The sequence below is a fragment of the Arthrobacter sp. P1_H7 genome (assembly GCF_056405215.1).
The window spans coordinates 72933-97630 of the sequence record NZ_JBFUCO010000002.1 but is presented as its reverse complement, the minus strand read 5'-3'; the positions used below and the strand labels follow the sequence as shown (position 1 = coordinate 97630).

The window sequence follows — 24698 nt, the reverse complement described above, 5'->3', positions numbered from 1 at the left end:
TCAAGAATACAGTAGTTTGTGAAAACCTTCACTAACTATGACGGCCTGCTGGAGTCCACCGGATTGACGGCTTCGGGCTCGGCCCTGCCTGGCCCCTCCGGTCCGTCCGGCCCGTCCGGCCCGTCCTTTGGCGGCGTGCGCATGGCGGCCCGCAGCTGGAAGGCGGCGGCCACAATGATTCCCACGAGCAGGGAACCAAAGCCCAGGACCACCGCGGCCGGCACGGCGCTGTCGAGCTGGGACGGCTTTTCCGCGACGGGCACGGTCGCTTCGGGCAGGGTGGGCGCTGCGCTGGAGGGCGCGGGCTCCGTAGCAGGTGCGGTCGTGGCGAGGTTTCCGCGCCGGTGGACCCGGATCCAGTCCGAAATGGATCCCAGCGGGTTGACTTTGGTCTCCGGGACGTCGGCCTTGAGTGCGGCCTCGGCATTCAGCACGCCGAAGCCATAGAGCGGATCCTTCCCTGGCGCACCGGCGTCCTTGGCCGTGGTGACGATCCGGTTGATGACCTGGCTCGCGGACATCTCGGGCCATTTGGAGCGAATCAGGGCCGCGACGCCGGAAACGATCGGCGTAGCTCCGGAGGTGCCTGCCCAGTCGGCGTAGCCGCCGCCGGGCACGCCCCCGACCAGGTCCTCGGCGGGAGCTGCGACGCCGATGCTGATGCCCTGCGAGGAGGAGTCGATGCTGGCCGCGCCCGTGCGGTCCAGGCCTGCAACGGTCAGGACACCGGGGATCGTGGCCGGGGCGCCGACCTGGACGTTGCCGCCCACCCGGTTGCCCGCGGCGGCGACGATCACGACGTCCTTCTGTTCGGCGTAGAGGAATGCCGCGTCCCAGGTCTGCGGCCATTCCGGCGACGTGCTGCCGAGGGAGATGTTGATGACGCGGGCGCCGTTGTCGACGGCCCACCGCACTGCCTCCGGGATCTGGTCCTGGTCGCTTTTGCCGCCCGGGTTGGCGGAACCGAGCCAGGTGGAGACGGACAGCAGCTGGGCTTCCGGGGCGACGCCGACGACCCCGTCAGGGCCTACGGCCGGGCCGACGGGAGAGCCAGTTGCGCTGGCACTCGGTTTGGCCGTCGCTTCGGGCGGCTGATGCCCCCGCCCGGCGAGCATGGTGGCCACGAGGGTGCCGTGTTCGGGTTTGGCGCCGATACTCCCCTGGCCGTTGGCCTTTCCGGCGCCGGAAATGTCCGCGCCGCCGGCGAGCACGCCGCCCAAATCCGGATGCCGGCCGTCCACGCCGCTGTCAATTACGGCGACCTTGACGCCCGCCCCCTTGGAAACGTCCCAGGCTTTGGTGATGCCGGATTCGGCGAGCCAGTATTCCTTGTCCCGCCAGGAGTCGGCGTAGGCGGGCGCGGCCAGGGTCAGCGCCGCCGTGGAGGCCCCGCCGGCGAGGGCCAAGGCCATCAACGCGGAGGCGGTCCGGCGGCGCCGGGCTGTTGCTCTGGTCATTCAGGTCCTATCGGCGGATGCACCAGCGGCACGGTCGCGCGCTGGGCACAACTGCTGGGGCGGGATCATCGGATGCTGAGGGCAATTCCGTCAAGAATATCGTGTTCACTGCTCACGGCCGTGGTGATGCGCCCGCCGGTGGCCTCGGCCACGCGCTGCAGGACCCGCCGCCAAACGAGGCCACCGGCGCCGATCACGTCCACCCGCCCGGGGTGCATGTACGGCAGCGCGGCCCGTTCCTCCCGGGTCATTTCGAGCAGCTCGGTGCAAGCTTTCCGGACCGCGTCCAGGTCCAGTTCGGTGCCATGGATCGCGGCCGGCGAGTACTCCGGCAGGCGCAGCGCATGCGCCGTGATGGTGGTGACGGAGCCGGCCACGCCGACGACGGCGGTGGTGCGTTCCAGCGGAACGGTCTGTGCCGCCTCGCTGATGGCGGCGTCGACGTCGGCCTCTGCTGCGGCAATCTGTTCCGCAGTGGGCGGATCGCTGCGCAGGTGCCGTTCGGTCATCCGGACGCAGCCGACGTCGACCGAGCGGGCGGCGATGACGCCGTCGGCGTTGCCCAGCACGAACTCCGTGCTTCCGCCGCCGAGGTCCACCACCAGCACGGGCTCCTCCCCGCGGGAGGGCAGGACACTGCTGGCGCCGGCGAAGGACAGTGCGGCTTCCTCGTCGCCGGTGATCACCTCGGGTTCGACGCCGAGGATGTCGCGGATGCCGTCGACGAAGACCTGGCGGTTGCGGGCATCGCGGGTGGCGGAGGTGGCCACGAAGCGCACCTTTTCGGCGCCGTGCTCGCGGATCAGGGCAGCATAGTCCCGGGTCGCGGCGAAGGTGCGCTCAAGCGCTTCCCGGGCCAGTTCGCCGGTGGAGTCCACGCCCTGGCCCAGCCGGACCACGCGCATTTCCCGCACGATGTCGGTCAGCCGCGGCGTGGCCTGCCCTGTTGCGCCGCGTGCGCCCGCATCTGCGCTCACAGCTGTGTCCACATCTGCTGTGTTCACATCTGCGATGAGTAGGCGGATCGAGTTGGTGCCGCAGTCTACGGCCGCGACCCGGGTCACTGGGACTCCCCCGTGCCGGCGGTGGCGGCCGTGTCAGCGGCGCCGGCGGCCGTGTCAGCGGCGCCGGCGGCGTCGCCGCGGGACTTGCGGACCGGTGCGGGCCGGCCCATGATCTCCGGCAGGCCCTGGGGTCCGTGGCGGCTGAGGTCCCGGGACGGGGCCTCCCCGCCGGTGTCCCAGGCGCCGTCGCAGTAACAGCGCTCCACGGTCCACCATTCGGCGATGGCCGCGATCGTCTCATCCCCGAGCGGGTTCACGCCCGGGCCGGCGGCCAGCGAATGCCCCACGAGGACGTGCAGGCATTTGACGCGGGTCGGCATTCCGCCGGCGGAGACGCCGTCGATTTCGGGAACGGCCCCGATGCCGGAGCGCGCGCCGATCTCGGCTCGGGAGGCCAGATATGCCTCGTGGGCGGACCGGTACCGGGCCGCGAGGCCGGCGTCGGCAGCGAGCCGGTCGTTCATTTCGTTCATCAGCCCGGCGGCCTCCAGCCGCGATACCGCCGACGTGATCACCGGGTGGGTGAGGTAAAACGTAGTGGGGAACGGCGTCCCGTTGCTGAGCCGCGGCGAGGTGGCGGCGACGAGCGGGTTTCCGCAGACGCAGCGGGCCGGGATTTCGACGACGTCGCGCACGGGCCTGCCCAGCTGGCGGCTGAGGACCTCGAGGTCGTGTGGCGACGGCTGGCGGGAGCCCTCCGGCTCGTCCGCCCTGTGCCGTGGCGCCGACGTCTTGGCCCCGTCGTTGTTCTCTGCTGCTCGGTTCTGGTCCACTCGGTTCTCGTCCACGGGAGTGGCACCTTCCTGCCCTGTTCCGGATTGTCCGCGGGACAATCCCTGCGGCGGGCGCCGCTTCTAGTCTGTTGCCGATCGCCTGATGGACTCCCAGAGGGCGTCCACCCAGGGCAGGTTGGCCGGGTCTTGTGCTGATGCTGCACCCGCGGCGCCACCGGACTGCGCGGCAGGAAGATCGCTGCCGAATACCCAGTAGCCCGTCTCTCCGGGCATAACCATGTTAATGCGGTCGCGGGCCTGCTGTTTCACATAGTTGGGATCCTGCCACCGCGACACCTGGCGTTTGAGGTCCTCCTGCTTGGTCTGCTTGGCCGCGATGTCGGCCTGCAGGGCGGCGATTTCGGCGCGTTTGTCCAGGAAGATCTTGACCGTGGGGGCCAGCAGGATGGTGATGGCAATCATGACCACGCCCAGGGCAAGCAGCCGGCCCGAGAACGCTTTGGCGGGCACGGGGTCGAGGGACTCGTCCGGACCCCCTGCGGCGGTCCGGTTCGGGATCTTGCCGCCGGCCTTCCCGTCGGCCTTCCCGGCGGCGGGGAGGGCCGCGGGCTTTGCCGGTGCTCCTGCCGGGGCTGCCGCGGGACGGGGTTTGGCCGGAGATGCGGCGCCGGAACCGCTCGGGGCCGGCTTGCCTGTGGGGGCCGACGCCCGGGGCGAGGCAGGCGCAGCGCCGGCCGGCGTCGCTGCCGCGCCGCTGCGGGAGCCGCCAAAGTCCGCCTGGATGACCTCGCCGCCGTCGGCTGCTGCCTCCGGACCTGCGGCCGCAGGCTTGGCGGCAGGCGTAGCCCGGGGAACATTGGGGCGTCGGGTCGCCATGTCACTCCTTCAAAAGCGGACCAAAAAAAGAACCGGTGGCCATGGTCTTTCAACCATAGCCACCGGTTACCGGGTTTCGCGGCTAACTAGCCTTTGAAACGCGGGAAGGCGCTGCGGCCGGCGTAGCGTGCGGCGTCGTCGAGTTCCTCTTCGATGCGCAGCAGCTGGTTGTACTTGGCCACGCGCTCGGAGCGTGCCGGGGCACCGGTCTTGATCTGTCCCGCGTTGGTGGCAACGGAGATGTCAGCAATGGTGGTGTCCTCGGTTTCGCCGGAGCGGTGCGAGGTGATGGTGGTGTAGCCGGCACGCTGGGCCAGCGACACGGCGTCCAGGGTCTCGGTCAGGGAACCGATCTGGTTGACCTTGACGAGCAGCGAGTTCGCGGTCTTGGTGTCGATGCCGCGCTGCAGGATGGCCGGGTTCGTGACGAAGAGGTCATCGCCCACGAGCTGGACCTTGTCGCCGATGGTGTCGGTGAGGGTCTTCCAGCCTTCCCAGTCGTTCTCATCCAGCGGGTCCTCGATGGAAACGAGCGGGTAGTCGGCCACGAGCTCGGCGTAGTAGGCGCTCATCTCGGTGGCGGAAAGAGCCTTGCCTTCGAACTGGTACGCGCCGTCCTTGAAGAACTCGGAGGAGGCGACGTCCAGGGCCAGGGCGATGTCCTTGCCCGGGGTGTAGCCGGCGTTCTTGATGGCTTCCTGGATCAGGTCCAGGGCGGCACGGTTGGACGGCAGGTTCGGCGCGAAGCCGCCCTCGTCACCCAGTCCGGTGGACAGGCCCTTGGCCTGCAGGACGGACTTGAGGTTGTGGTAGACCTCGACGCCCCAGCGCAGGCCTTCGGAGAAGGTCTCGGCGCCGATCGGGACGATCATGAATTCCTGGATGTCCACGTCGGAGTCGGCGTGCGAGCCGCCGTTGAGGATGTTCATCAGCGGCACGGGCAGGACGTGCGCGTTGGGCCCGCCCAGGTACTTGTACAGCGGCAGGTCAGCGGAGGCGGCGGCGGCGTTGGCCACGGCCAGGGACACGCCCAGGATGGCGTTGGCGCCGAGCTTGCCCTTGTTGGGGGTGCCGTCCAGGTCGATCATGGCCTGGTCGATGCTGCGCTGGTCGGTCGCGTCGAAGCCGGTCAGGGCCGGGGCGATCTGGTCGATGACCGCGTCGACGGCCTTCTGGACGCCCTTGCCGAGGTAGCGGCCCTTGTCGCCGTCGCGAAGTTCAACGGCCTCGTGCTCGCCGGTGGAAGCGCCGGAGGGAACTGCTGCGCGGCCGATCTGGCCGTCCGAGAGCAGGACTTCAACTTCTACGGTCGGGTTGCCACGGGAATCGAGGATTTCGCGGGCGTGGATGGCATCGATAAGCGCCATGGATATGCTCCTTTGGGTGAAGCGATCTGCAGGGAATCTGACTGCTTGGACTCTGGCTGTACATCAGGCTGGAAAAAGCCGACGTCGTCGTCGCTACTAGCGTAGTCGAGAGCGGGATAAGTTACGGAAACCTATCCAATCCCCGGACGTCATGATGCCGCCGCCATCGTGCCGACTCTAGTCTGCCGGCGCTATTGTGCCGATCGCGTGGGGCCGGCACTGTCCTGGAAACGGCGCAGGGCGCCGCGGAGGGCGCGTTCGGCGTCGAGCCCGCCGGCCCGGGCAGCGGCCACGATCCCGAACAGCAGGTCGCCGAGTTCCTCCTCGGCGGCCGGGAGGTCGACGGCGGTTTCGGCTGCAGTTTGGCCAGCGGCCGCCGCCATGCCCGCGCGCTCGGCGCGGTCCAGGAGCTTTTGGGCCCGGGCGAGGGCGCCAAGGGAGGCGGGAACGCCGTCGAAGACGTGGCCGCGTTCGGGGTTCTCGGCTTTCTTGACGGCATCCCATTTCAGGACGATCTCCTCCACCGTCGCCGGGAAGGAATCCTGCAGCGAGCCGTCGGGCCGGAAAACGTGCGGGTTGCGCCGGATCATCTTGGCCCTCAGGCCGCGGGCGACGTCGCCCAAGTCAAAGGCGCCGCGTTCCTCGGCGAGCCGGGCGTGGAGAACCACCTGTAAGAGGACGTCCCCCAGTTCAGACTGCAGTTCCTTGTCGCCGGCGCCGGTCTCGATGGTCTCGGCGACCTCGTAGGCCTCCTCCAGGAGGTACTCCACGAGGGACTCGTGGGTGAGGGCACCCATCCAGGGGCAATGCTCGCGCAGGGCCGCAATCGTCCCCAGCAGCTCCCCCACCCCCTGGACGGGTGTTGTGTCCTCGTTAGCCAAGATCGGCGTAGGCCTCGTTGATGTATTCGACCAGCGCTTCCTTCTCCTCGAGCGGCAGGAAGGCGGCCTCGGCCGCGTTCAGCGTCAGCTCCAGCAGGTCATCGAGGTCGTAGTCGAACGTCTCGACCAGGAGTTCGAACTCGTCGGTCAGTGTCACGCCGCTCATGAGCCGGTTGTCGGTGTTGATGGTGACGTTGAAGCCGAGCTGGTAGAGCATGTCCAGCGGGTGGCTTTCAATGCCCTCACCGAACCCGGCAATGGCGCCGGTCTGCAGGTTGGAGGAGGGGCAGATCTCCAGTGCGATGCCACGGTCGCGGACCCAGCTGGCGAGCTCGCCGAGGGTCACCATGCCGATGGTGTCGTTGGCGGAGTCGTCGAAGCCTTCGGCGTCGGCGGCGTCTTCGTCTTCTTCGAATTCGATCGTGACGTCCTCGGCGATCCGGACGCCGTGGCCCAGCCGCAGGGCCCGGCCGTCGACGAGTGCCGACTGGATGCTTTCCAGGCCGGCGGCTTCGCCGGCGTGGACGGTGGCCGGGAAGTTGTGCTGCGCCAGGTAGGTGAAGGCGTCCTTGAAACGGGACGGCAGGAAGCCGTCCTCGGCGCCGGCGATGTCGAAGCCGACGGCGCCGTTGTTGCGGTGGCGGACCGCCAGTTCGGCGATCTCCTGGCCGCGGTCGGCGTGGCGCATGGCGGTGATGAGCTGGCCCACCTGGATATCGCGGCCGGTCTCGGCCACGGCGTCCACGCCGGCTTCGAGGCCCGCCTGCACGGCTTCGACCACGTCGTCCAGGCTCAGGCCCTTCTGCAGGTGCTGTTCGGGCGCCCAGCGCACTTCGCCGTACACGACGCCGTCGTCGGCCAGGTCTTCGACGAATTCCTTCGCGACGCGGAACAGGCCCTCCTTGGTCTGCATCACGGCGATGGTGTGGTCGAAGGTCTCGAGGTAGCGGACCAGGGAGCCGGAGTCAGCGGACTCGCGGAACCACTCCCCCAGCGCGACGGGGTCCGTAGACGGCAGCGTATGGCCGACAGCCTCAGCAAGTTCAATGATGGTGGCCGGGCGGAGTCCGCCGTCCAGGTGGTCGTGAAGGGAAACCTTGGGAAGGCCCTTCAGGTCGAAGTCGAGGTCAGGGGCAGCGTCAGGAATAGTCTCAGTCACGTTCCAACCATAGGGTCGGAGCGCGCGGGACGCTACTTTCTGCCGGCCTCGGCATCACCGGAGGCGATCATCGGTGCAGGAACTGCGGCGCCCGGTTGGTGGGTGGGCCCGCCGTCGAGCCATTCGTCCACGACCTCGGCGTCGTGGCGGCCCAGGCGTTTGTGCCACCAGCGCAGGAGGTGGTCGATGAGGACACCGAGCACAATGGCGAATACCACCGCGATGCCCGCGCTGAGCAGCGGGTTGTGGTGCAGCCACGGGAAGGAACTGGCCAGAACGCCGATGCCGATCGAGTAGGTCACCCAGGTGAGGCACGCGAAGGCGTCCAGCAAGAAGAATCTCCGGTGCGGGAACGCCGTCGTACCTGCCACGTAGTTAACGGCGACGCGGCCCCAGGGGATGTACCGGGCGGTGAAGATCAGGACGGCGCCGCGCTTCTCAAGTTCGTAGTGTGCCCAGCCGAAGACCTTCTGGACCTTTGGCTTGCGCATCCAGCGGAACCGCTCGAGGCCAATCTTGCGGCCGAGCATGTAGGCCATGTTGTCGCCGGCCATGGCTCCCACGAGCGCCGTGAGGCCCAGGATCCACAGGTTGGGCTGGCCGCTGTGCACGGAGTACGCCGCCAGGGCAACGATCAGGGTCTCACTGGGGACCACCATCGCGAAGCCGTCCACGAAGAAGAAAACCAGCAGGAGTGGGTAGATCCACCACTGGCCGGCGGCATGGAGCACGGCCTCGTTAATGAACTCCATGCAGGTGGTGCTCCTTGATGACTGGGAACGGACAACTAAGCCGTAACATACTCGCGATGACAGTGGGTGGAACCTTGCACGACGTGCGGCCAACAAACGTGACCCAAATCGCTCCTAAGTGTCCCATGTGCAGGGCCAATCCGCCTAGGACTCGGCGGGGGGCACGGAATGCGTCGGTTCCTCCGGAGCCCGGCCGCGCACCCTGCTGATCACGCGGTCCAGGACGATGCCCAGGACGACGGCGCAGACGATCGCAATGGCCGCGCCCAGCACATGGTTTTTCTCAAACCACGGACCAACAGTCAGGCCGATCCCCACCGAGTAGCCGGCCCACAGCAGCGCCGAGAGCACCGTCAGGCTGACGAATCTGCGCCACGGGTAGTGGGTGGCACCGGCGGTCAGGTTTACGGCCACCCGTCCGATCGGGACGAAGCGCGCCACAAGGATCAGTGAGGCAGGCCGTTTCCGCAGTTCCCGGCCGGCCCAGCGGAAGGCCGCCTGCATGCGCGGGCCGCGCTGCCATCCCCAGCGCCGGGTTCCGGTCCCGCGGCCGATCAGGTAGGCCATGTTGTCACCCACAAGTGCCCCTGCGGCAGCCGTAGCGATCAGGAGCAGAGGGTTGGGGACGCCCGCGGTGGCGGCGACAGCAGCCAGGCCCACCACCACCGATTCACTCGGAATCGGGGGGAAGAAGCCGTCGATCACACAGCAGGCAAAAACCAGGACCAGGACCCAGGGTTGCCCTGCGGCGGCGAGGATGAAGTCGTTGATTGCCTGCACAGCTTCCTAACGCGCGGCGGGGCCAGATCGATCCAAGCGCAGGCTCGGCCGGAGCCGGGCCTGCGCTTGACGGGTACTGCTGTGGAGTCAGTGTACCGTCGGCCTCCGCCGTCGTTGCCCTATCACGTACGGCTGTTATCCCACGGGTTTGGGGACCATAAGTGATAGGGCAACGGGCTTAGGCGATGCGGTCGATGATGAGCTTCTGGGCGGGCCGGGAACCCTCGGGGGCGATCACGGCGGCGTGTTCGAGCGCTTCCTTGGCACGCTCGAACTTCTCCGGGGTGTCCGTCAGGAGGGTCATGAGCGGTTCGCCCGCCTTGACCGTGGCGCCGGGCTTGGCGTGCATCCGCACCCCGGCACCGGCCTGGACCTGGTCCTCCTTGCGGGCGCGTCCGGCGCCGAGCCGCCAGGCAGCGACGCCGACGGCCATCGCGTCCAGCTCCACCAGGACGCCGTCGGCCGGGGCGTAGATGACCTCGGATTCCCTGGCGACCGGGAGCTTGGCACGCGGGTCTCCGCCCTGGGCCTGGATCATCCGGTTCCAGACGTCCATGGCCCGGCCGTCCCGGAGTGCTGCCCGGGGATCGGCGTCGCGGATGCCGGCGCACGCCAGCATTTCCTCCGCGAGCCGGACGGTGAGTTCGACGACGTCTTCCGGGCCTCCGCCGGCGAGGACCTCCACGGATTCCTCGACCTCGATCGCGTTGCCCGCGGTGAGGCCCAGGGGCGTGTTCATGTTGGTGAGCAGGGCCACCGTGTTGACGCCGGCGTCCTTGCCCAGGGCCACCATGGTTTCGGCCAGTTCGCGGGCGCGGGCCTCATCCTTCATGAACGCGCCGCTGCCCACCTTGACGTCGAGCACCAGCGAGCCGGTGCCCTCGGCGATCTTCTTGCTCATGATCGAGGAGGCAATCAGCGGGATGGCCTCCACGGTCCCGGTGACATCGCGGAGCGCGTAGAGCTTCTTGTCCGCCGGGGCCAGTCCGGCGCCGGCCGCGCAAATGACCGCGCCGACGTCCTGGAGCTGGGCCATCATTTCCTCATTGCTCAGGGCCGCACGCCAGCCCGGGATGGCTTCGAGCTTGTCCAGGGTGCCGCCCGTGTGGCCGAGGCCGCGGCCCGAGAGCTGCGGCACGGCCACGCCGAACACCGCCACCAGGGGCGCCAGCGGCAGGGTGATCTTGTCCCCGACGCCGCCGGTGGAGTGCTTGTCCGAGGTCGCCTTCACGCCGCCGTCGGGCCGGCGCAGGCTGGAGAAGTCCATCCGCTCGCCGGAGGCGATCATGGCCGCCGTCCAGCGGGAGATTTCGGCCCGGTCCATGCCGTTGAGCAGGATGGCCATGTTCAGGGCGGCCATCTGTTCGTCGGCGATGGCGCCGCGGGTGTAGGCATCGATCGTCCAGTCGATCTGGGCCGGGCTGAGCACACCCTTGTCCCGCTTGATGCGGATGATGTCGACGGCGTCGAACGCTTCACTGTTGTTGGGGTTCTGTGTCGTTTGTGTCACCGGGGTTCCTCCAGGTGTTGGGGGCCAAAGGCATCGGGAAGGACCTGGTCCATGGTCTTGATTCCCTGCGTGGTCATGAGCTCCATGTCCGGAGCCCGGAATTCGTAGAGCAGCTGGCGGCAGCGCCCGCACGGCATGAGGACATTCCCGCCGGCGTCGACGCAGTAGAAGGCGCGGAGCAGTCCCCCGCCGGTCATCTGCAGGTTGCCGACCAGGGCGCACTCGGCGCACAGGGTCAGCCCGTAGCTGGCGTTTTCGACGTTGCAGCCGCTGACGATCCGCCCGTCTCCGGTGAGGGCCGCGGCCCCCACCGGAAACTTCGAGTACGGCGCATAGGCGTTTTTCATGGCGGACACTGCCGCGGCTTCGAGTGCTGCCCAGTCGACGTCGGTGCTGTCCATTCTCAGCCCTTGATGTACGGTATGCCGTCGGCGGCCGGCGGCCGGGAGCGGCCGACGAGGCCGGCCACGGCAAACACGGTCACCACGTACGGCAGCATGGCCATGAACTGGCTGGGCACCGGGGTGCCGATGATCGTCACGATGCTCTGCAGGTTGTCGGCGAAGCCGAACAGCAGCGCGGCGAAGAACGCCCCGATCGGGTTCCAGCGGCCCAGGATCATGGCGGCGAGGGCAATGAAGCCGCGCCCGCCGGAGATTTCCTTGGTGAAGCTGTCGATCGCCACGAGGGTGAAGAACGATCCGCCGATCCCGGCGACGGCACCGCCGAGCGTGACGTTCCAGAAGCGGGTCGCGTTGACCTTGATGCCCAGGGTATCGGCCGCCTGCGGGTGCTCGCCCACGGCACGGACGCGCAGGCCCCACTTCGTCTTGAACAATGCGACCCAGATCACGATGACGGCCACGTACATCAGGTAGCCCACCACGGACTGTTTGAACAGGATGGGCCCGATCACGGGGATGCTGGACAGCACCGGGATATCAATGATGGGCAGCTCGGCGGGCGAGTTGTACTTCTCCGGGTCCGACTGCATCACGGTGCTGAACAGGAAGCCGGTGAGCCCGGAGACCAGGACGTTGAGCACGACGCCGACGATGATCTGGTTGACCACGTACTTGATGGCGAAGAGCGCCAGCACAATCGAAACGAGGGCGCCGGCCACGGCCGCCGCAAGCAGACCCAGGTAGGGGTTGTGCGTCAGGCTGGCGACGAGCGCGGCCGTGAAGGCACCCCCCAGGAGCTGGCCTTCGATGGCGATGTTGACCACGCCGGCCCGTTCGCACAGCACGCCGGACAGCGAGCCGAAGACGATCGGCACGGCGAGTGTCACTGACCCGGCGATGAGGCCGGCCAGCGAAATGCTGGGGGTCCGGGCGCCGCCGACCACCCAGATCAGGAAGGCGACCACGAACACGACGGTGAACACGGCCGGCAGCCAGCGCGGGGGCCGCCGGTCCGCTCGTGCCTTCAGGACCAACGCGTAGCCCGCGAGGCCGAGCAGGATCAAGGAGAGCACCATGCCGGACAGGAATGCGGGGACTTCGATTGCCGGGAGCTGGAAGAAGTCTCCGCCCGAGGAAACGCCGAACTTGGCGTTCGTCTGCGGGCCCAGCAGTCCGAAGAAGATGAAGGCGATGGCGGCCAGCACCGCCAGCGTGACCGGCAGCTTCCAGGTCACGGGCTTGGCGGACGCGGGCCTGCGGTCCTTGTCTGGCTGGGGTTTTCCTTCAACGGGCGAGGTTGCTGTTGTGCTCATGCGGCACCTCCGGTGGTTGCGGCCTGCTTGGTTTTGCCGGCGGTCGCGGCCTTCTTCTTGCGCGGGTTGAGTCCGAAGATCGCCCGGACCAGGGGCGGCGCCGCGATGAACAGCACGATGAGCGACTGGACCACGAGCACGATGTCGATCGGGGTTCCGGTCTGGATCTGCATCTGGACGGCGCCTGCGCGGAAAGCTCCGAACAGCAGGCCGGCGGCAAAGGTGCCCCATGGCGAGGACCGTCCCAGCAGCGCGACCGTGATCGCGTCAAAGCCGTAGGTTGCCGCGACACCATCGGTCAGGACCTTTTCGGTGCCTGCCACCTGTGCCACGCCGGCCAAGCCGGCCAGGCCACCGGCAATGGTCATCACCAGGATGGTGGCCCGGGAGACGTTGATGCCGGCTGTCAGCGCTGCCTTGGGGTTGGCCCCGACGGCACGGAATTCGAAACCGAGCGTGGAGCGGTTCAGCAGCCACGAAACAAAGAAGGTGGCCGCAATGGCCAGCAGGAATCCCAGGTGCAGCCGGTACTGGCTGCCGAAGATCAGCGGGTAGGCGGCGCTGGGGTCCACGATAGGCGATATCGGTGTGTCCGCCCCCGGACGCTGGAACAAGTCCGTGTCGAGCAGGTAGCGCAGGAAATAGAGGGCGATGTAGTTGAACATGATGGTCACGATGACCTCGTGGGCGCCCGTCCTGGCTTTGAGCACACCGACGATGCCGCCCCAGACTGCGCCGCCGATGACACCGGCCACCAGGACCAGCAGCAGGTGCAGGCCCAGCGGCAGGTGCAGCGCGAAGCCGACCCACGAGGCAAGGATGCCGGCCATGATGATCTGGCCCTGCGCACCGATGTTGAACAGGCCAGCGCGGAAGGCCAGGGCGACGCCGAGGCCCGCCGTGATCAGCGGGGTGGCGATGGTCAGCGTCTCCATGAGTGGGGCGAACTGTCCGGCCACGCCGTTCCCACGGGGGTTGAAGACCGCGCCTTGGAAGAGGGCGACGTACGAGTCGGTGGCGGCCGACCAGACGGCGATGAGGAAGTCACTGGGCCGGGCAAAGAGATAGCCCGCCGTGGTCCCGACAACCTTGTCCGTCATGGCGATCAGCAAGCCGCCCAGGATCAATGCGAGCAGCACCGCCAGGATGGTCACTATGCCGTTACCGGTGAAGATCTTGCGCAGCAGCGATTCCTCTTCCGGGGCACCGGGAAGAGCTCCGCTCTGGGTCGAGACCGGAACGGCCGATGGCTGGTGGGCCCCGCCCGCGGTGTCCAGCACGGTGACGAAGTCTGCATCGTCCTCGAGCGGCTCAGGCTCCACGTCGGTGGTCTGCGATGCCGGAAGCCGGTCCGGGTCCGGTGCGGCCGCGGGCCGCGGCTCGGTGTTCTCACTCATGGGGGTCTCCTACGGCGCCGGAGCCGGGCTCCTGCACGGACGGGGCGGCGGGCGCCGGGTTCGTTGCCGGCTTCGTTGCGGGGATGCCGGCCGGGGTGCCGGCCGGAGTTTCTGCTGCGTTCGCGGCCGGGTTTTCGGAAAGGGATCGAGCCGGGTGCCTGCCTGCGGCGTCGGCCTGGGCCTCGTCCGGGGAAACCCCGGCCATCATCAGGCCCAGGACGTCGCGCCCGGTGCCGGCCGGGACGATCCCGACCAGCCGGCCCTTGTACAGCACGGCAATCCGGTCGGCGAGTTCAATCACCTCGTCCAGTTCGGTGGAGACGATCATGACGGGCGTGCCGTGGTCCCGCTCCGCGACGATCCGCTTGTGCAGGAACTCGATGGAGCCCACGTCCACGCCGCGGGTGGGCTGGGAGGCGATAAAGAGCCGCAGGGGCCGGGAGAGCTCCCGGGCCATGACGACCTTCTGCTGGTTGCCGCCGGACAGGGTTCCGGCTGCGAGTGAGCCGGACGGGGTGCGGACGTCGAATTCTGCGATCCGGGTCTTGGCGTTCTCCAGGACCTTGGCCGGGCTCATGCTGATGCCCTTGGCGAACGGCGTCTGGTCGTAGCGGTCCAGGATCAGGTTCTCGGCAATGGAGAACGTACCGATCAGCCCGTCGAGGGAACGGTCTTCCGGGACGAACCCGACCCCGGCGTTGAGGACCTCCTTGACGCTGCGGCCCACGAGTTCTTCGCCGTCGAGGGCGATCGAGCCGTGAACCCTCTCGTGCAGGCCCAAAATGGCCTCGGTCAGTTCCGTCTGGCCGTTGCCCTGGACGCCGGCGACCGCAAGGATCTCGCCGCGGGCGATTCCGAAGCTGATGCCGTCCACCACGTGCTGGCCGTTGGGGGCGATGACGGTCAGGTCCTTGACCTCGAAGGTGGTCTCCTGCGGATTGGCGGGAGCCTTGTCCAGGGTCAGGCTGACGGCCCGGCCCACCATCATGGACGCCAGCTCGGTGGTCGAGGCGCCGGGATCGGCCGAGCCCACTACCTTGCCGCGGCGGATGACGGTGATGGTGTCCGAAACGGCCTTCACCTCACGCAGCTTGTGGGAAATGAAGACGATCGAGGTGCCGTGGCTCTTGAGCTGGCGCATGATGTCCAGCAGCTCATCGGTGTCCTGCGGGGTCAGCACGGCCGTGGGTTCATCGAGGATGAGCACCTTGGCGTCGCGGACCAATGCCTTGATGATCTCCACGCGCTGCTGCACGCCCACGGGGAGGTCTTCGATCAGCGCGTCGGGGTCGACGTCGAAGCCGTACCGGTCGGAGATCTCCCGGATTTTCCGGCGGGTGTCATCGAGGTCCAGGAATCCGCCGGTCGTGGTGGTCTCCGCTCCCAGGGCGACGTTCTCCGCGACGGTGAAGACGGGGACCAGCATGAAGTGCTGGTGCACCATCCCGATACCCGCCGCCATGGCATCGCCGGGGCCGCGGAACGTGACCGGTTTGTCGTCAATAAGGATTTCGCCCTCTGTGGGCTCGTACAGTCCGTAGAGGACGTTCATCAGCGTGGACTTGCCAGCGCCGTTCTCACCGAGCAGACAGTGAATCTGCCCGGGTTCAACAACCACATCGATGTGATCGTTCGCTACCAGGGAGCCGAAGCGTTTGGTAATGCCCTTGAGTTCAAGTTTCAAAACTCTGACCAATCTCGAGGTGTCCGGAAGGCTTGGTCCGGACGCGTAGGGGCGCTGCAGCACCAGCTTAGTGCCTGGGGTCTGGGGCACTAAGGGCCGCAACGAAAAGCGCCACAGCCCGTGCGGTGGTGACCGGACGGGCCGTGGCGCTTAGCGGAGGACGTTAGGCTTTCGGGCTGGCTGCAGATTCAACCTTGAGCTTGCCGTCGGCGATGTCCTTCTTGATCTGGTCCAGCTCGGACTTCAGTTCGGCCGGAACCTGGGCATCCATGTCGTGGAACGGGGCCAGCTGGACGCCGTCGTTCGCGAGGGTGCCGATGTACGGCTTGTTGGTGAACTGGCCGTCCTTGTCCTGCTTGACGACCGTCTCAACGGCCTCACCCATCTGCTTCATGACGGAGGAGAGCATGATGTCCTTGTAATCCGGTGCCGTGAGGAAGCCGTCGGAGTCAACCCAGATGAGCTTGACGTCCTTGCCTGCTGCCTTGGCTTCCTGCAGGGCCGCGCCGGCACCCTTGCCGACCGGACCGGCGACGGGCATGACGATGTCGGCGCCTTGGTCCAGGAAGTTCTGGGTGAACTGCTTGCCCTTGTCCTGCTTTTCGAAGTCACCGGTGAAGGAGCCGTCCTGCTTGGCCTTGTCCCAGCCAAGAACCTTGACGTCCTTGCCCTTCTTCTCGTTGTAGTACTTCACGCCGTCGGCGTAGCCGTCCATGAAGATGGTAACCGTGGGGATCTTGATGCCGCCGAACGTGGCGACCGTCCCGGTCTTGGTGGTGCCTGCTGCGAGGTAGCCGGCCAGGAACGCGGCCTGGGCCGTGTCGTAGATGATCGGCTTGACGTTGGTGATCGGGGTTTCGTAGCCGAAGTCGATGATGGCGAAATGCTTGTCCGGGTTCGCGGTGGCCTGGGCCTTCGTTGCGTCGCCGAGCAGGAAGCCGACCGTGATGGTCAGGTTGCAGCCGGCGGAAACCATGGCGCGCAGGTTCGGTTCGAAGTCGTTGTTGGTCTTGGACTCGGCTTCGTTCGTCTTGATGCCGAGATCCTTCTCGGCCTTCTTCAAGCCCTCGTAGGAAGACTGGTTGAACGACTGGTCGTCGAATCCACCCGAGTCGGACACGATGCAGCCGGTGTAGTTGCTTGCAGTGTTGGTGGCGGTGCTGGCCTCCGGGGCAGCCCCGCAGCCGGTCAGCAGGAGTGCAGCCGCGCCCGCGGTGGCGACGCCGGCCATTGATCCGCGCTTAAAGGTGGCACGCAGAGAGTTCTTCAATTTTCCTCCAGGAAGAAAGAGTAGGCGCTACGACGGAAGTTCAATGAGTGTCTGTCGGCGGTGTTCCGCTGATCTCTGTTGTCACTGATGGATTTCGCAGCACTGCGCCGAGGCGCACTGATGCAAGCTACTGTAGTGGCCTGCGCCACGTCCCGATAACACAGGTCCCGGCGAATGCCCAGATTGTTGAGAACTTGTTACCTAGTGGTAGCCGGGCACCCTGCCAGCGGAGGTGCACATACGGCTCCGGCGCCGGKCCCCGAAGGAAACCGGCGCCGGAGGCGTCGTGGCCGGCACGGCGTTTGCTGGTGTCCAGCTACAGCCTTACGAGCATCTTGCCGGTGTTGGCGCCGTCGAGCAGATCCATGAAGGCCTGCGGGGCGTTGTCCAGCCCGTCCACCACCGTCTCGTCATAGCGGACCGTTCCGTCGGCCAGCCAGGCGGACATGGTCTCGACAAATTCGGCCATGTGCTGCCAGTAGCCGCCCACCAGGAAGCCCTTGAGTGTCAGCTGTTTGCCGATCGCCAGCATGAGGTTCCGCGGCGCCGGCGTCGGTTCGGTCGCGTTGTACTGGGCGATGGCCCCGCACATCGCCACCCGGCCACCGACCGTGAGGGAGGACAACGCTGCCTCGAGGTGCTCGCCGCCGACGTTGTCGAAATAGACGTCGATCCCGCGCTCACCCGCGGCCGCGGCAAGCTGTTCCGCCACCGGGCCGTCGTGATAGTTGAACGCGGCATCGAAGCCAAGTTCGAGCAGCCGCGCCACCTTTTCCGGCGAGCCGGCGCTGCCGATCACCCGGGACGCGCCCATGGCCTTGGCGATCTGCCCCACGAGCGAGCCGACCGCACCGGCGGCGCCCGAGACAAACACGGCGTCGCCGGGCTTGAATTCCGCGACCTTCAGCAGTCCCGCATAGGCGGTCAGCCCGGTCATGCCGAGGGCGCCGAGGAATGCTGACGCGGGGGCCAGATCAGTGCGCGCCACCGTGGTGGCCGCGGCATCGACGACGGCGTATTCGCGCCAGCCGAGACCGTGCACCACCGTGTCGCCCACAGCGCGGCCTTCGGCCCGGGACGCGATGACTTCGCCGACGGCGCCGCCGTCGAGTGCGGCATCCAGCGCAAACGGCGCGGAGTAGGACTTGACGTCGTTCATCCGCCCGCGCATGTACGGGTCTACCGAGATGTAGAGGTTACGGACCAGGACCTGGCCGTCCCGCAGTTCGGGCAGCGCCGACTCGGCGAGGCGGAAGTTCGCCGGCACGGGGCGGCCGTGCGGGCGGGACGCCAGTTGGATCTCGCGGGTGGCGGCGGGAAGGGTGCGAGTTTCGGTGGTGTTGCTCATGCGGCTACCTCCAGGATGTTGATGTCGACAGTGATGTTGCCGCGGGTGGCGTTGGAGTACGGGCAGATCTGGTGGGCCTTGGCCACGAGGGCCTCGGCGGTGTCCCGGTCCACGGCGGGCAGGGCGATCTCAAGCTCGGCGGCCAGACCGTAGCCTGCACCGTCCTCGAGTGCGCCGAAGTGGATCTTGGCGGCGACGGCGGAGTCCGTCAGGTCGGCGCGCTCCTTGCGTCCCACCAGGCGCAGGGCGGAGTGGAAGCACGCGGCGTAGCCGGCGGCAAAGAGCTGCTCGGGGTTGGTGCCCGCGCCGTCACCGCCGAGTTCGACCGGGCTGGCCAGGGTGACGCTCAGCTTGCCGTCCTTGCTGACGGCGGTGCCGTCGCGGCCTTCGCCGGAGGCCAGGGCCTCTGCTGTGTAAAGGGTCTTCATGGGGTTTCCGTTCTGTCGGCAGGAAGAAGGGGTTCAGTGGGAACTCGCCGGAAGCCTGCGGAGTCGCCGTAAATTTCCGGCGAGCTGGCACGCCTCCCGCGATTTCGACGTCGGCCGTGTGGGCCTGGGAAGGGTGGCGGAGGGGAAGGGTTTAGTGGGAGGCGTGGAGCGCGTTTGTCAGCCGGCCCAGGGTGTCGCGGAGCTGGTCCAGTTCCGCGGCGGTGAGCCCGGCGGCGTCCGCCAGGCGCTGCGGGATGCCGCTGGCCTTGGCGCTCAGGGCGGCGCCGGCGTCGGTCAGGAAGATCTCCACACGGCGCTCGTCCTCGGCGGAGCGGCGGCGCTCGACGAGGCCGAGCGCTTCGAGCCGCTTAAGCAGGGGCGAGAGCGTGCCGGAGTCCAGGCCCAGCTCCTCCCCCAGTTCACGGACGCTGCGCGGCTCCGCTTCCCAGAGCACCAGCATGGCGAGGTACTGCGGGTAGGTCAGGCCGAGCTCCTCGAGCATGGGCCGGTAGGCGGCCGTGGCGGCGCGCGAGGCCGAGTACATCGCAAAGCACACCTGCCGGTTCAGGCGGAGCGCTTCCGGCCCTGCCGTGCGGGCTTCCTTTGGCGTAGTCATAGCTCCACCGTACGGCACAATTCAGTTGTGTGCAATTCAATTGCGCACAACGTAAACGCCGCCACGACAGCATTCTCAGCCGGGCGGAACGGTTTACAGGTCGCGGATGGTGCGCAGGGCCGCCGCCGTGAGGACCTGGATGCCCAGGCCCAGCGCCCGCTCATCGACGATGTAGTCGCCGCGGTGGAGGTCGTACTCTTCCCCGCCGGGCGTCTTGGTGCCGAGGCGCATCATGGCGCCGGGGGTGTCGGCCAGGAACCAGGCGAAGTCTTCCCCGCCCATGGACTGCGGGGTCAGGACCACGGCGCCCTCGCCGATTTCGGCGCGGGCCGCGGCCTCGATCAGCGCGGTCTCGTGCTCGGAGTTGACCACCGGCGGCACGCCGCGGGTGTGTTCCAGGTGGACGTCGACGCCGTAGGGCTCGGCGACCTGCCGGATGATGTCGTCGAGCAGCTCGCCGGCGTCGTGCCAGGCGTCGCGGTCCAGGCAGCGCATGGTCCCGGCCATGTAGCCGCTGCCGGGGATGGCGTTCGGGGCCGAGCCTGCGGAGATCTGACCCCAGACCACGGACACGCCGCTGCGGACATCGACGCGGCGCGAGAGCACGGCGGGAACATTGACCGCGATCTGCGCCAGGGCGAAGACCAGTTCCTCGGTCAGGTGGGGGCGCGAGGTGTGGCCGCCGCGGCCGGAGAGTTCAATCTTGATGGTGTCCGAGGCGGAGGTGATGGCCCCGATCCGGGTGCCGATCTTGCCGATCTCGATCCGGGGGTCGCAGTGCAGCGCCAGTATGCGCGGCACGCCGTCCAGGACGCCCTGCTCTATGCAAGAGGTAGCGCCGCCGGGCATGGTTTCCTCGGCCGGCTGGAAGATGATCCGGACCGTCCCGCGCAGCGGGGACACCTCGTGCATGCGCTGCAGGACCAGCGCGATCCCGAGCATGGTGGTGGTGTGGACGTCATGGCCGCAGGCGTGGGTCACGCCGTGGTTCTTCGAGGCGAACTCAAGGCCCGTTTCCTCGATGATCGGCAGGGCGTCGATGTCCCCGCGCAGGGCGGTGGCGATGGGACCCTGCCCGACGTCGACCGTCAGGCCCGTGGCCTCGAGGCGGCGCGGTTTGAGCCCGGCTTCCTCGAGCCGTTTCGCCAGCTTGTCGGTGGTGCGGAACTCCTTGAACGAAAGTTCCGGATGCGCATGGAGGTCGCGGCGGAAAGCAATCAGCTCCGGCAGGATGGGCTCCAGCCACGGCCCCACGAGAGTCGTGGGCTCAGCTTCAGTCGAATAGTTGCGCACGGAATAACTCTATCGAGCGGCCAAAGAATAGCGGCATCGGGTACGGCGCGTTACGGATTGCTGAACATTACGCAGGCCGTCATCCGCTCCCATCCGGCTACAGGACGTCGGTGTCGCCCTTGGCCTTGATGGCGTCCACGGCCTGCTTGACCCGCTGCGAGTGTTCCTTGGTGGTGACCAGCAGGGCGTCCGGGGTGTCAACGATCACGACGTCCTTGATGCCGATCAGGGCGATCACCCGCTTGGTATCGGAGACCACCACACCGCTGGCGTTCTCGGTGAAGACGCGTGCGCCCTCGCCCAGGACCGTGACCTCGTCGACTTCCTTGGCGCTGTTGAGCCGGCCCACGGAGGCAAAGTCCCCGACGTCGTCCCAGAGGAACGTTCCGGGCACCACGGCGACGTCGCCGGCGGCGGCTGCGGGCTCGGCCACGGCGTAGTCAATGGCGATCTTGGGCAGCGTGGGCCAGACCCGGGCGGTGACGGCGTCGCGCTCCGGGGTGTCCCAGGCCTTGGCGATTTCCTGGAGTCCGGCGAAGAGTTCGGGCTGGTTGGCTTCGAGGTGCTTGAGCATCAGCGAGACCGGGGCCACGAACATGCCCGCGTTCCAGACATATTCGCCGCTGTCGACGTACTCCTGGGCCACTTCCTCGCTGGGCTTCTCCACGAACTCCACGACGGACTGCGCGCTGGGCGCGTCGGGGATGTGCAGGTTCGCGCCGGAACGGATGTAGCCGAATCCGGTGGAGGGGTGGGTCGGCTTGATGCCGATGGTGACGATCTTCCCCGCGGCCGCGGTGAAGACGGCCTCACGGACGGCGTCCTGGAAGAGGTCGTCCGGGCTGATGACCTGATCCGCGGCGAACGAGCCCATGATGATGTCCGGGTCCCGCTCGTGGAGGATCGCCGCGGCGAGGCCAATCGCAGCCCCGGAGTCCTTGGGTTCGCTTTCCAGGACGAGGTCGGCTTCCAGGACCTCAGGCAGTTGGCGGCAGACGGCTGCCCTGTGGGCGGAGCCGGTCACCACCAGCACGTGCTTGCCGGCGACGGGCTGGAGGCGGTCGTAGGTCGCGCGCAGCAGGGTGCTGCCCGAACCGGTGAGGTCGTGAAGGAATTTCGGGGCTGCTGCCCGTGACAGGGGCCAGAGGCGGGTCCCCACCCCGCCCGCCGGAATGACCGCAATAAAACGGTCCAGCGGTGAATCCTGGCTTGTCACTTTGTCTGTAGTCATCACGGCTACTTTAGCCGACGGCGGCCAATTCGGCCCGAATTGGGCCCGGATCAGGCCCTGCCGGCGCCCGCAACCATGGCTAAATGTGGCGTTCGTCTCAAATCGGACGCAAAACCGCGCCGGGGCCTGTCAACAAGGGGTTCCTAAATTGAATAAGCTGTGAGCGAAGCCTAGATTTAGGCTTGAGCTTACGAGTGCTCTCGCAGCAGGCGTTCCCCCCGCGTGGATCCCATGCCAGCGCCGCTGTGTTGCAGGGAGGTTTATTCAGTGCCGACAAAACCAGCTGGCACCTTGTACCGCGGCCGTGAAGGCATGTGGTCCTGGGTTGGACACCGCATTACCGGTGTAGTGATTTTCTTCTTCTTGTTGGTCCACGTGCTGGACACCTCATTGGTGCGTGTGTCCCCCGAGGCCTACACCGCAGTGATTGGTGCCTACAAGAACCCCCTCATGGCCCTGGGTGAAACGGGCCTTGTCGCGGCGATCGTGTTCCACGCCTTCAACGGCCTGCGGATCATCGCCGTCGACTTCTGGAAGAAGGGTGCCAAGTACCAGCGTCAGATGCTCTGGACGGTCCTGGGCCTCTGGGTCGTCGTCATGGTCGGCTTCTCCATCCGCCACCTGTCCCTCGCCCTTGGAGGTCACTAAGCCATGACTGCAACCATTCAACCCCCACGCAGTGGAAATCCCAGTAGTGGAAAACCCGGCAGCGGCAGAATCCAGCCGAAGTACCGCCGCAGCGGCGGCTCCAAGGGCAACTTCGAGATGCTCGCCTGGCTCTTCATGCGCCTCTCCGGCGTCGTGCTGGTGGTGCTGATCTTCGGCCACCTGACCGTGAACCTCCTGGTCGGCGAGGGCATCCACGCGATCGACTTCGGCTTTGTGGCCGGCAAGTGGGCCGATCCGTTCTGGCAGTTCTGGGACCTGGCCATGCTGTGGCTCGCCATGCTGCACGGCACCAACGGCGTCCGCACGATCATCAATGACTACGCCGAGAAGGACGCAACGCGCCTTTGGCTGAAGATTGTGCTCTATGCGGCCACCACGGTCATCATCATCCTGGGCACCCTGGTCATCTTCACGTTCGATCCGTGCCCCGTGGCCAACGGCGTCCAGCTTCCCGGCGGCTTCTGCCCCGCGCCATAGGGGCTCAGCCGTAACGGCGGAACCGCCGCGGACCGCAGCCCGTCCGGGCAGGAACCGGCGGTCCGTCACGGCAACTGATCTTGCCTGCCGAGCGCAGGCGCAGATTGCACGAGACTTCACCGGGCAGGCGCGGCCTGCCGGTGGTTTATAGCGAATTTTGAGAGAAAGAGCGTCTGGTATGCAGGTCCATAAGTACGACGTCGTGATCGTCGGTGCCGGTGGCGCCGGGATGCGCGCGGCGATCGAATCAGGTCAGCGCGCCCGAACAGCAGTACTGACCAAGCTCTACCCCACCCGGTCCCACACCGGCGCGGCGCAGGGCGGCATGTGTGCAGCCCTGGCCAACGTCGAGGAAGACAACTGGGAGTGGCACACCTTCGACACCATCAAGGGCGGCGACTACCTGGTTGACCAGGACGCCGCCGAGGTCATGGCGAAGGAAGCGATCGACGCCGTCCTGGACCTGGAAAAGATGGGCCTGCCGTTCAACCGAACGCCCGAGGGCCGCATTGACCAGCGCCGTTTCGGTGGCCACACCCGCGACCACGGCAAGGCACCGGTCCGCCGTGCCTGCTACGCCGCCGACCGCACCGGCCACATGATCCTGCAGACCCTGTACCAGAACTGCGTCAAGCACAACGTCGAGTTCTACAACGAGTACTACGTCCTGGACCTGCTGACTGTCGAAGAGGACGCTGTCCGCGAGGACGGCACACCGTACAAGCAGAAGCGCGTTGCCGGCGTCGTGTCCTACGACCTCGCCTCCGGCGAACTGCACGTCTTCCAGGCCAAGTCCGTGGTGTTCGCCTCCGGCGGCGCCGGCAAGGTCTTCAAGACCACCTCCAACGCCCACACCCTGACCGGTGACGGCATGGGCATCGCGTTCCGCCGGGGCATCCCCCTGGAGGACATGGAATTCTTCCAGTTCCACCCGACCGGCCTGGCCGGGCTGGGCATCCTGCTCTCCGAGGCCGCCCGCGGCGAAGGCGCGATCCTGCGCAACTCCGAGGGTGAACGCTTCATGGAGCGTTACGCGCCCACCATCAAGGACCTCGCCCCGCGCGACATCGTGGCCCGCTCCATGGCCAACGAAGTCCGTGAGGGACGCGGCTGCGGCCCGAACAAGGACTACGTCCTCCTGGACCTGACGCACCTTGAGCCTGCGCACATCGATGCCAAGCTGCCGGACATCACCGAGTTCGCCCGCACCTACTTGGGTGTGGAGCCGTACACGGAGCCGGTTCCGGTGTTCCCGACGGCGCACTACGCCATGGGCGGCATCCCCACAAACATCAGCGCCGAGGTCCTCCAGGACAACGACACGGTGGTCCCGGGCCTCTACGCCGCCGGCGAGGTCGCCTGCGTCTCCGTCCACGGCTCCAACCGCCTGGGCACCAACTCGCTGCTGGACATCAACGTGTTCGGCAAGCGCGCCGGCATCGCCGCCGCCGAGTACGCCAAGACCGCCGACTTCGTGGAGCTGCCCGTTGACCCGGAGGCCTACACGCTGAACCTGCTGGACCACGTCCGCACCTCTGACGGCACCGAGAAGGTCGCTGCGATCCGCAAGGAACTGCAGGACACCATGGACGCCAACATGCAGGTGTTCCGCACCGCCGACACGCTGAACCAGGTCCTGAAGGACATTGCCTCCTTCGAGGAGCGGTACCAGCGCATCAGCGTCCAGGACAAGGGCAAGCGCTTCAACCTCGACCTGCTCGAGGCCGTGGAGTTGGGCTTCCTGCTCGAGCTCGCCAAGGTCATGACCGTGGCGGCCCTGCACCGCGAGGAATCCCGCGGCGGCCACTTCCGCGAGGACTTCCCCGAGCGCGACGACGAAAAATTCATGAAGCACTCCATGGCGTACAAGGATGACCACGCCCCGGCGGACGGGGCTGCGGGGACCGCAGAAACAACAGCGGGCATCCGGCTTGCCACCAAACCGGTGGTCTTTACGCGCTACGAGCCGATGGTGAGGAAGTACTAAG

General features: G+C 67.2%; 23 protein-coding genes. 3 read left to right on the top strand and 20 right to left on the bottom strand.

Annotation, left to right across the window (positions count from 1 at the left end):
* Positions 1-35: 35 nt before the first annotated feature.
* From AC1DXI_RS01225 to AC1DXI_RS01130, 20 genes are all read right to left on the bottom strand, one after another.
* Complete coding sequence (locus AC1DXI_RS01225; protein WP_476937110.1) at positions 36-1457, bottom strand: S8 family serine peptidase; 1422 nt, start codon at positions 1455-1457, stop codon at positions 36-38.
* A gap of 65 nt (positions 1458-1522) precedes the next feature.
* The gene (locus AC1DXI_RS01220; protein ID WP_476937109.1) at positions 1523-2434 is read right to left on the bottom strand and encodes a Ppx/GppA phosphatase family protein; all 912 of its coding nucleotides are present in this window, start codon (positions 2432-2434) and stop codon (positions 1523-1525) included.
* An 83-nt stretch (positions 2435-2517) separates the two neighbouring features.
* Positions 2518-3168, bottom strand: coding sequence for a DUF501 domain-containing protein (locus AC1DXI_RS01215; protein ID WP_476937360.1), 651 nt, complete (start codon positions 3166-3168; stop codon positions 2518-2520).
* A 207-nt stretch (positions 3169-3375) separates the two neighbouring features.
* The gene (locus AC1DXI_RS01210; protein ID WP_476937108.1) at positions 3376-4131 is read right to left on the bottom strand and encodes an FtsB family cell division protein; all 756 of its coding nucleotides are present in this window, start codon (positions 4129-4131) and stop codon (positions 3376-3378) included.
* Between the two features lie 86 nt (positions 4132-4217).
* On the bottom strand, positions 4218-5498 hold the full coding sequence (gene eno / locus AC1DXI_RS01205; RefSeq protein WP_018774732.1) for a phosphopyruvate hydratase: 1281 nt from the start codon (positions 5496-5498) through the stop codon (positions 4218-4220).
* A gap of 191 nt (positions 5499-5689) precedes the next feature.
* Positions 5690-6295, bottom strand: a complete 606-nt coding sequence (locus AC1DXI_RS01200) for a MazG nucleotide pyrophosphohydrolase domain-containing protein (RefSeq protein WP_476937359.1) — start codon at positions 6293-6295, stop codon at positions 5690-5692.
* 76 nt (positions 6296-6371) lie between these two features.
* Positions 6372-7538, bottom strand: a complete 1167-nt coding sequence (locus AC1DXI_RS01195) for an adenosine deaminase (RefSeq protein WP_476937107.1) — start codon at positions 7536-7538, stop codon at positions 6372-6374.
* A 32-nt stretch (positions 7539-7570) separates the two neighbouring features.
* Entirely contained in the window at positions 7571-8290 is a 720-nt protein-coding gene (locus AC1DXI_RS01190) for a DedA family protein (protein WP_476937106.1), read from the bottom strand.
* A 144-nt stretch (positions 8291-8434) separates the two neighbouring features.
* On the bottom strand, positions 8435-9070 hold the full coding sequence (locus AC1DXI_RS01185) for a DedA family protein (RefSeq protein WP_476937105.1): 636 nt from the start codon (positions 9068-9070) through the stop codon (positions 8435-8437).
* A 178-nt stretch (positions 9071-9248) separates the two neighbouring features.
* Positions 9249-10580 carry a thymidine phosphorylase gene (locus AC1DXI_RS01180; RefSeq protein WP_476937104.1) on the bottom strand — a complete coding sequence of 444 codons (1332 nt, stop codon included), beginning with the start codon at positions 10578-10580 and terminating at the stop codon, positions 9249-9251.
* Positions 10577-10981 (bottom strand): cytidine deaminase, encoded by a 405-nt coding sequence (locus tag AC1DXI_RS01175; protein WP_018774738.1) that lies wholly within the window; start codon positions 10979-10981, stop codon positions 10577-10579. Before AC1DXI_RS01175 ends, AC1DXI_RS01180 begins: the two co-directional genes overlap by 4 nt.
* A 2-nt stretch (positions 10982-10983) precedes the next feature.
* Complete coding sequence (locus AC1DXI_RS01170; RefSeq protein ID WP_476937103.1) at positions 10984-12297, bottom strand: ABC transporter permease; 1314 nt, start codon at positions 12295-12297, stop codon at positions 10984-10986.
* Positions 12294-13694 carry an ABC transporter permease gene (locus tag AC1DXI_RS01165; RefSeq protein ID WP_476937102.1) on the bottom strand — a complete coding sequence of 467 codons (1401 nt, stop codon included), beginning with the start codon at positions 13692-13694 and terminating at the stop codon, positions 12294-12296. The genes AC1DXI_RS01170 and AC1DXI_RS01165 overlap by 4 nt, the downstream gene beginning before the upstream one ends.
* The gene (locus AC1DXI_RS01160) at positions 13687-15378 is read right to left on the bottom strand and encodes an ABC transporter ATP-binding protein (protein ID WP_476937101.1); all 1692 of its coding nucleotides are present in this window, start codon (positions 15376-15378) and stop codon (positions 13687-13689) included. The genes AC1DXI_RS01165 and AC1DXI_RS01160 overlap by 8 nt, the downstream gene beginning before the upstream one ends.
* 163 nt (positions 15379-15541) lie before the next feature.
* Positions 15542-16648 (bottom strand): BMP family lipoprotein, encoded by a 1107-nt coding sequence (locus AC1DXI_RS01155; RefSeq protein ID WP_026266652.1) that lies wholly within the window; start codon positions 16646-16648, stop codon positions 15542-15544.
* A gap of 316 nt (positions 16649-16964) precedes the next feature.
* Positions 16965-17996: an NADP-dependent oxidoreductase gene (locus AC1DXI_RS01150; RefSeq protein ID WP_476937100.1), complete on the bottom strand. Its 1032-nt coding sequence runs from the start codon at positions 17994-17996 to the stop codon at positions 16965-16967.
* Entirely contained in the window at positions 17993-18424 is a 432-nt protein-coding gene (locus AC1DXI_RS01145; protein WP_476937099.1) for an organic hydroperoxide resistance protein, read from the bottom strand. Before AC1DXI_RS01145 ends, AC1DXI_RS01150 begins: the two co-directional genes overlap by 4 nt.
* Positions 18425-18575: 151 nt before the next feature.
* A complete protein-coding gene (locus tag AC1DXI_RS01140; RefSeq protein WP_476937098.1) occupies positions 18576-19040 on the bottom strand; it encodes a MarR family winged helix-turn-helix transcriptional regulator in 465 nt (154 codons plus the stop codon).
* A 93-nt stretch (positions 19041-19133) separates the two neighbouring features.
* The gene (locus AC1DXI_RS01135; protein WP_476937097.1) at positions 19134-20333 is read right to left on the bottom strand and encodes an amidohydrolase; all 1200 of its coding nucleotides are present in this window, start codon (positions 20331-20333) and stop codon (positions 19134-19136) included.
* A gap of 97 nt (positions 20334-20430) precedes the next feature.
* Positions 20431-21564, bottom strand: a complete 1134-nt coding sequence (locus AC1DXI_RS01130; RefSeq protein WP_476937096.1) for a mannose-1-phosphate guanylyltransferase — start codon at positions 21562-21564, stop codon at positions 20431-20433.
* 267 nt (positions 21565-21831) lie between these two features.
* Here AC1DXI_RS01130 and sdhC point away from each other — a divergent pair, with 267 nt between their 5' ends.
* The 3 genes from sdhC to sdhA all read left to right on the top strand — a co-directional run bounded on the left by sdhC (position 21832) and on the right by sdhA (position 24697).
* Positions 21832-22212, top strand: coding sequence for a succinate dehydrogenase, cytochrome b556 subunit (sdhC, locus tag AC1DXI_RS01125; protein WP_079553238.1), 381 nt, complete (start codon positions 21832-21834; stop codon positions 22210-22212).
* Between the two features lie 3 nt (positions 22213-22215).
* Positions 22216-22710, top strand: a complete 495-nt coding sequence (locus tag AC1DXI_RS01120) for a succinate dehydrogenase hydrophobic membrane anchor subunit (protein WP_476937095.1) — start codon at positions 22216-22218, stop codon at positions 22708-22710.
* Between the two features lie 178 nt (positions 22711-22888).
* A complete protein-coding gene (gene sdhA / locus AC1DXI_RS01115) occupies positions 22889-24697 on the top strand; it encodes a succinate dehydrogenase flavoprotein subunit (RefSeq protein WP_476937094.1) in 1809 nt (602 codons plus the stop codon).
* Position 24698: the final 1 nt, after the last annotated feature.

Bases quoted from the DNA above. Each gene is read 5' to 3' on its own strand.
- AC1DXI_RS01225 (WP_476937110.1), bottom strand. From the start codon at position 1,457: ATGACCAGAGCAACAGCCCGGCGCCGCCGGACCGCCTCCGCGTTGATG.
- AC1DXI_RS01210 (WP_476937108.1), bottom strand. From the start codon at position 4,131: ATGGCGACCCGACGCCCCAATGTTCCCCGGGCTACGCCTGCCGCCAAG.
- eno (WP_018774732.1), bottom strand. From the start codon at position 5,498: ATGGCGCTTATCGATGCCATCCACGCCCGCGAAATCCTCGATTCCCGT.
- AC1DXI_RS01200 (WP_476937359.1), bottom strand. From the start codon at position 6,295: ATGGGTGCCCTCACCCACGAGTCCCTCGTGGAGTACCTCCTGGAGGAG.
- AC1DXI_RS01190 (WP_476937106.1), bottom strand. From the start codon at position 8,290: ATGGAGTTCATTAACGAGGCCGTGCTCCATGCCGCCGGCCAGTGGTGG.
- AC1DXI_RS01175 (WP_018774738.1), bottom strand. From the start codon at position 10,981: ATGGACAGCACCGACGTCGACTGGGCAGCACTCGAAGCCGCGGCAGTG.
- AC1DXI_RS01170 (WP_476937103.1), bottom strand. From the start codon at position 12,297: ATGAGCACAACAGCAACCTCGCCCGTTGAAGGAAAACCCCAGCCAGAC.
- AC1DXI_RS01165 (WP_476937102.1), bottom strand. From the start codon at position 13,694: ATGAGTGAGAACACCGAGCCGCGGCCCGCGGCCGCACCGGACCCGGAC.
- AC1DXI_RS01150 (WP_476937100.1), bottom strand. From the start codon at position 17,996: ATGAGCAACACCACCGAAACTCGCACCCTTCCCGCCGCCACCCGCGAG.
- AC1DXI_RS01145 (WP_476937099.1), bottom strand. From the start codon at position 18,424: ATGAAGACCCTTTACACAGCAGAGGCCCTGGCCTCCGGCGAAGGCCGC.
- AC1DXI_RS01140 (WP_476937098.1), bottom strand. From the start codon at position 19,040: ATGACTACGCCAAAGGAAGCCCGCACGGCAGGGCCGGAAGCGCTCCGC.
- AC1DXI_RS01130 (WP_476937096.1), bottom strand. From the start codon at position 21,564: ATGACTACAGACAAAGTGACAAGCCAGGATTCACCGCTGGACCGTTTT.
- AC1DXI_RS01120 (WP_476937095.1), top strand. From the start codon at position 22,216: ATGACTGCAACCATTCAACCCCCACGCAGTGGAAATCCCAGTAGTGGA.
- sdhA (WP_476937094.1), top strand. From the start codon at position 22,889: ATGCAGGTCCATAAGTACGACGTCGTGATCGTCGGTGCCGGTGGCGCC.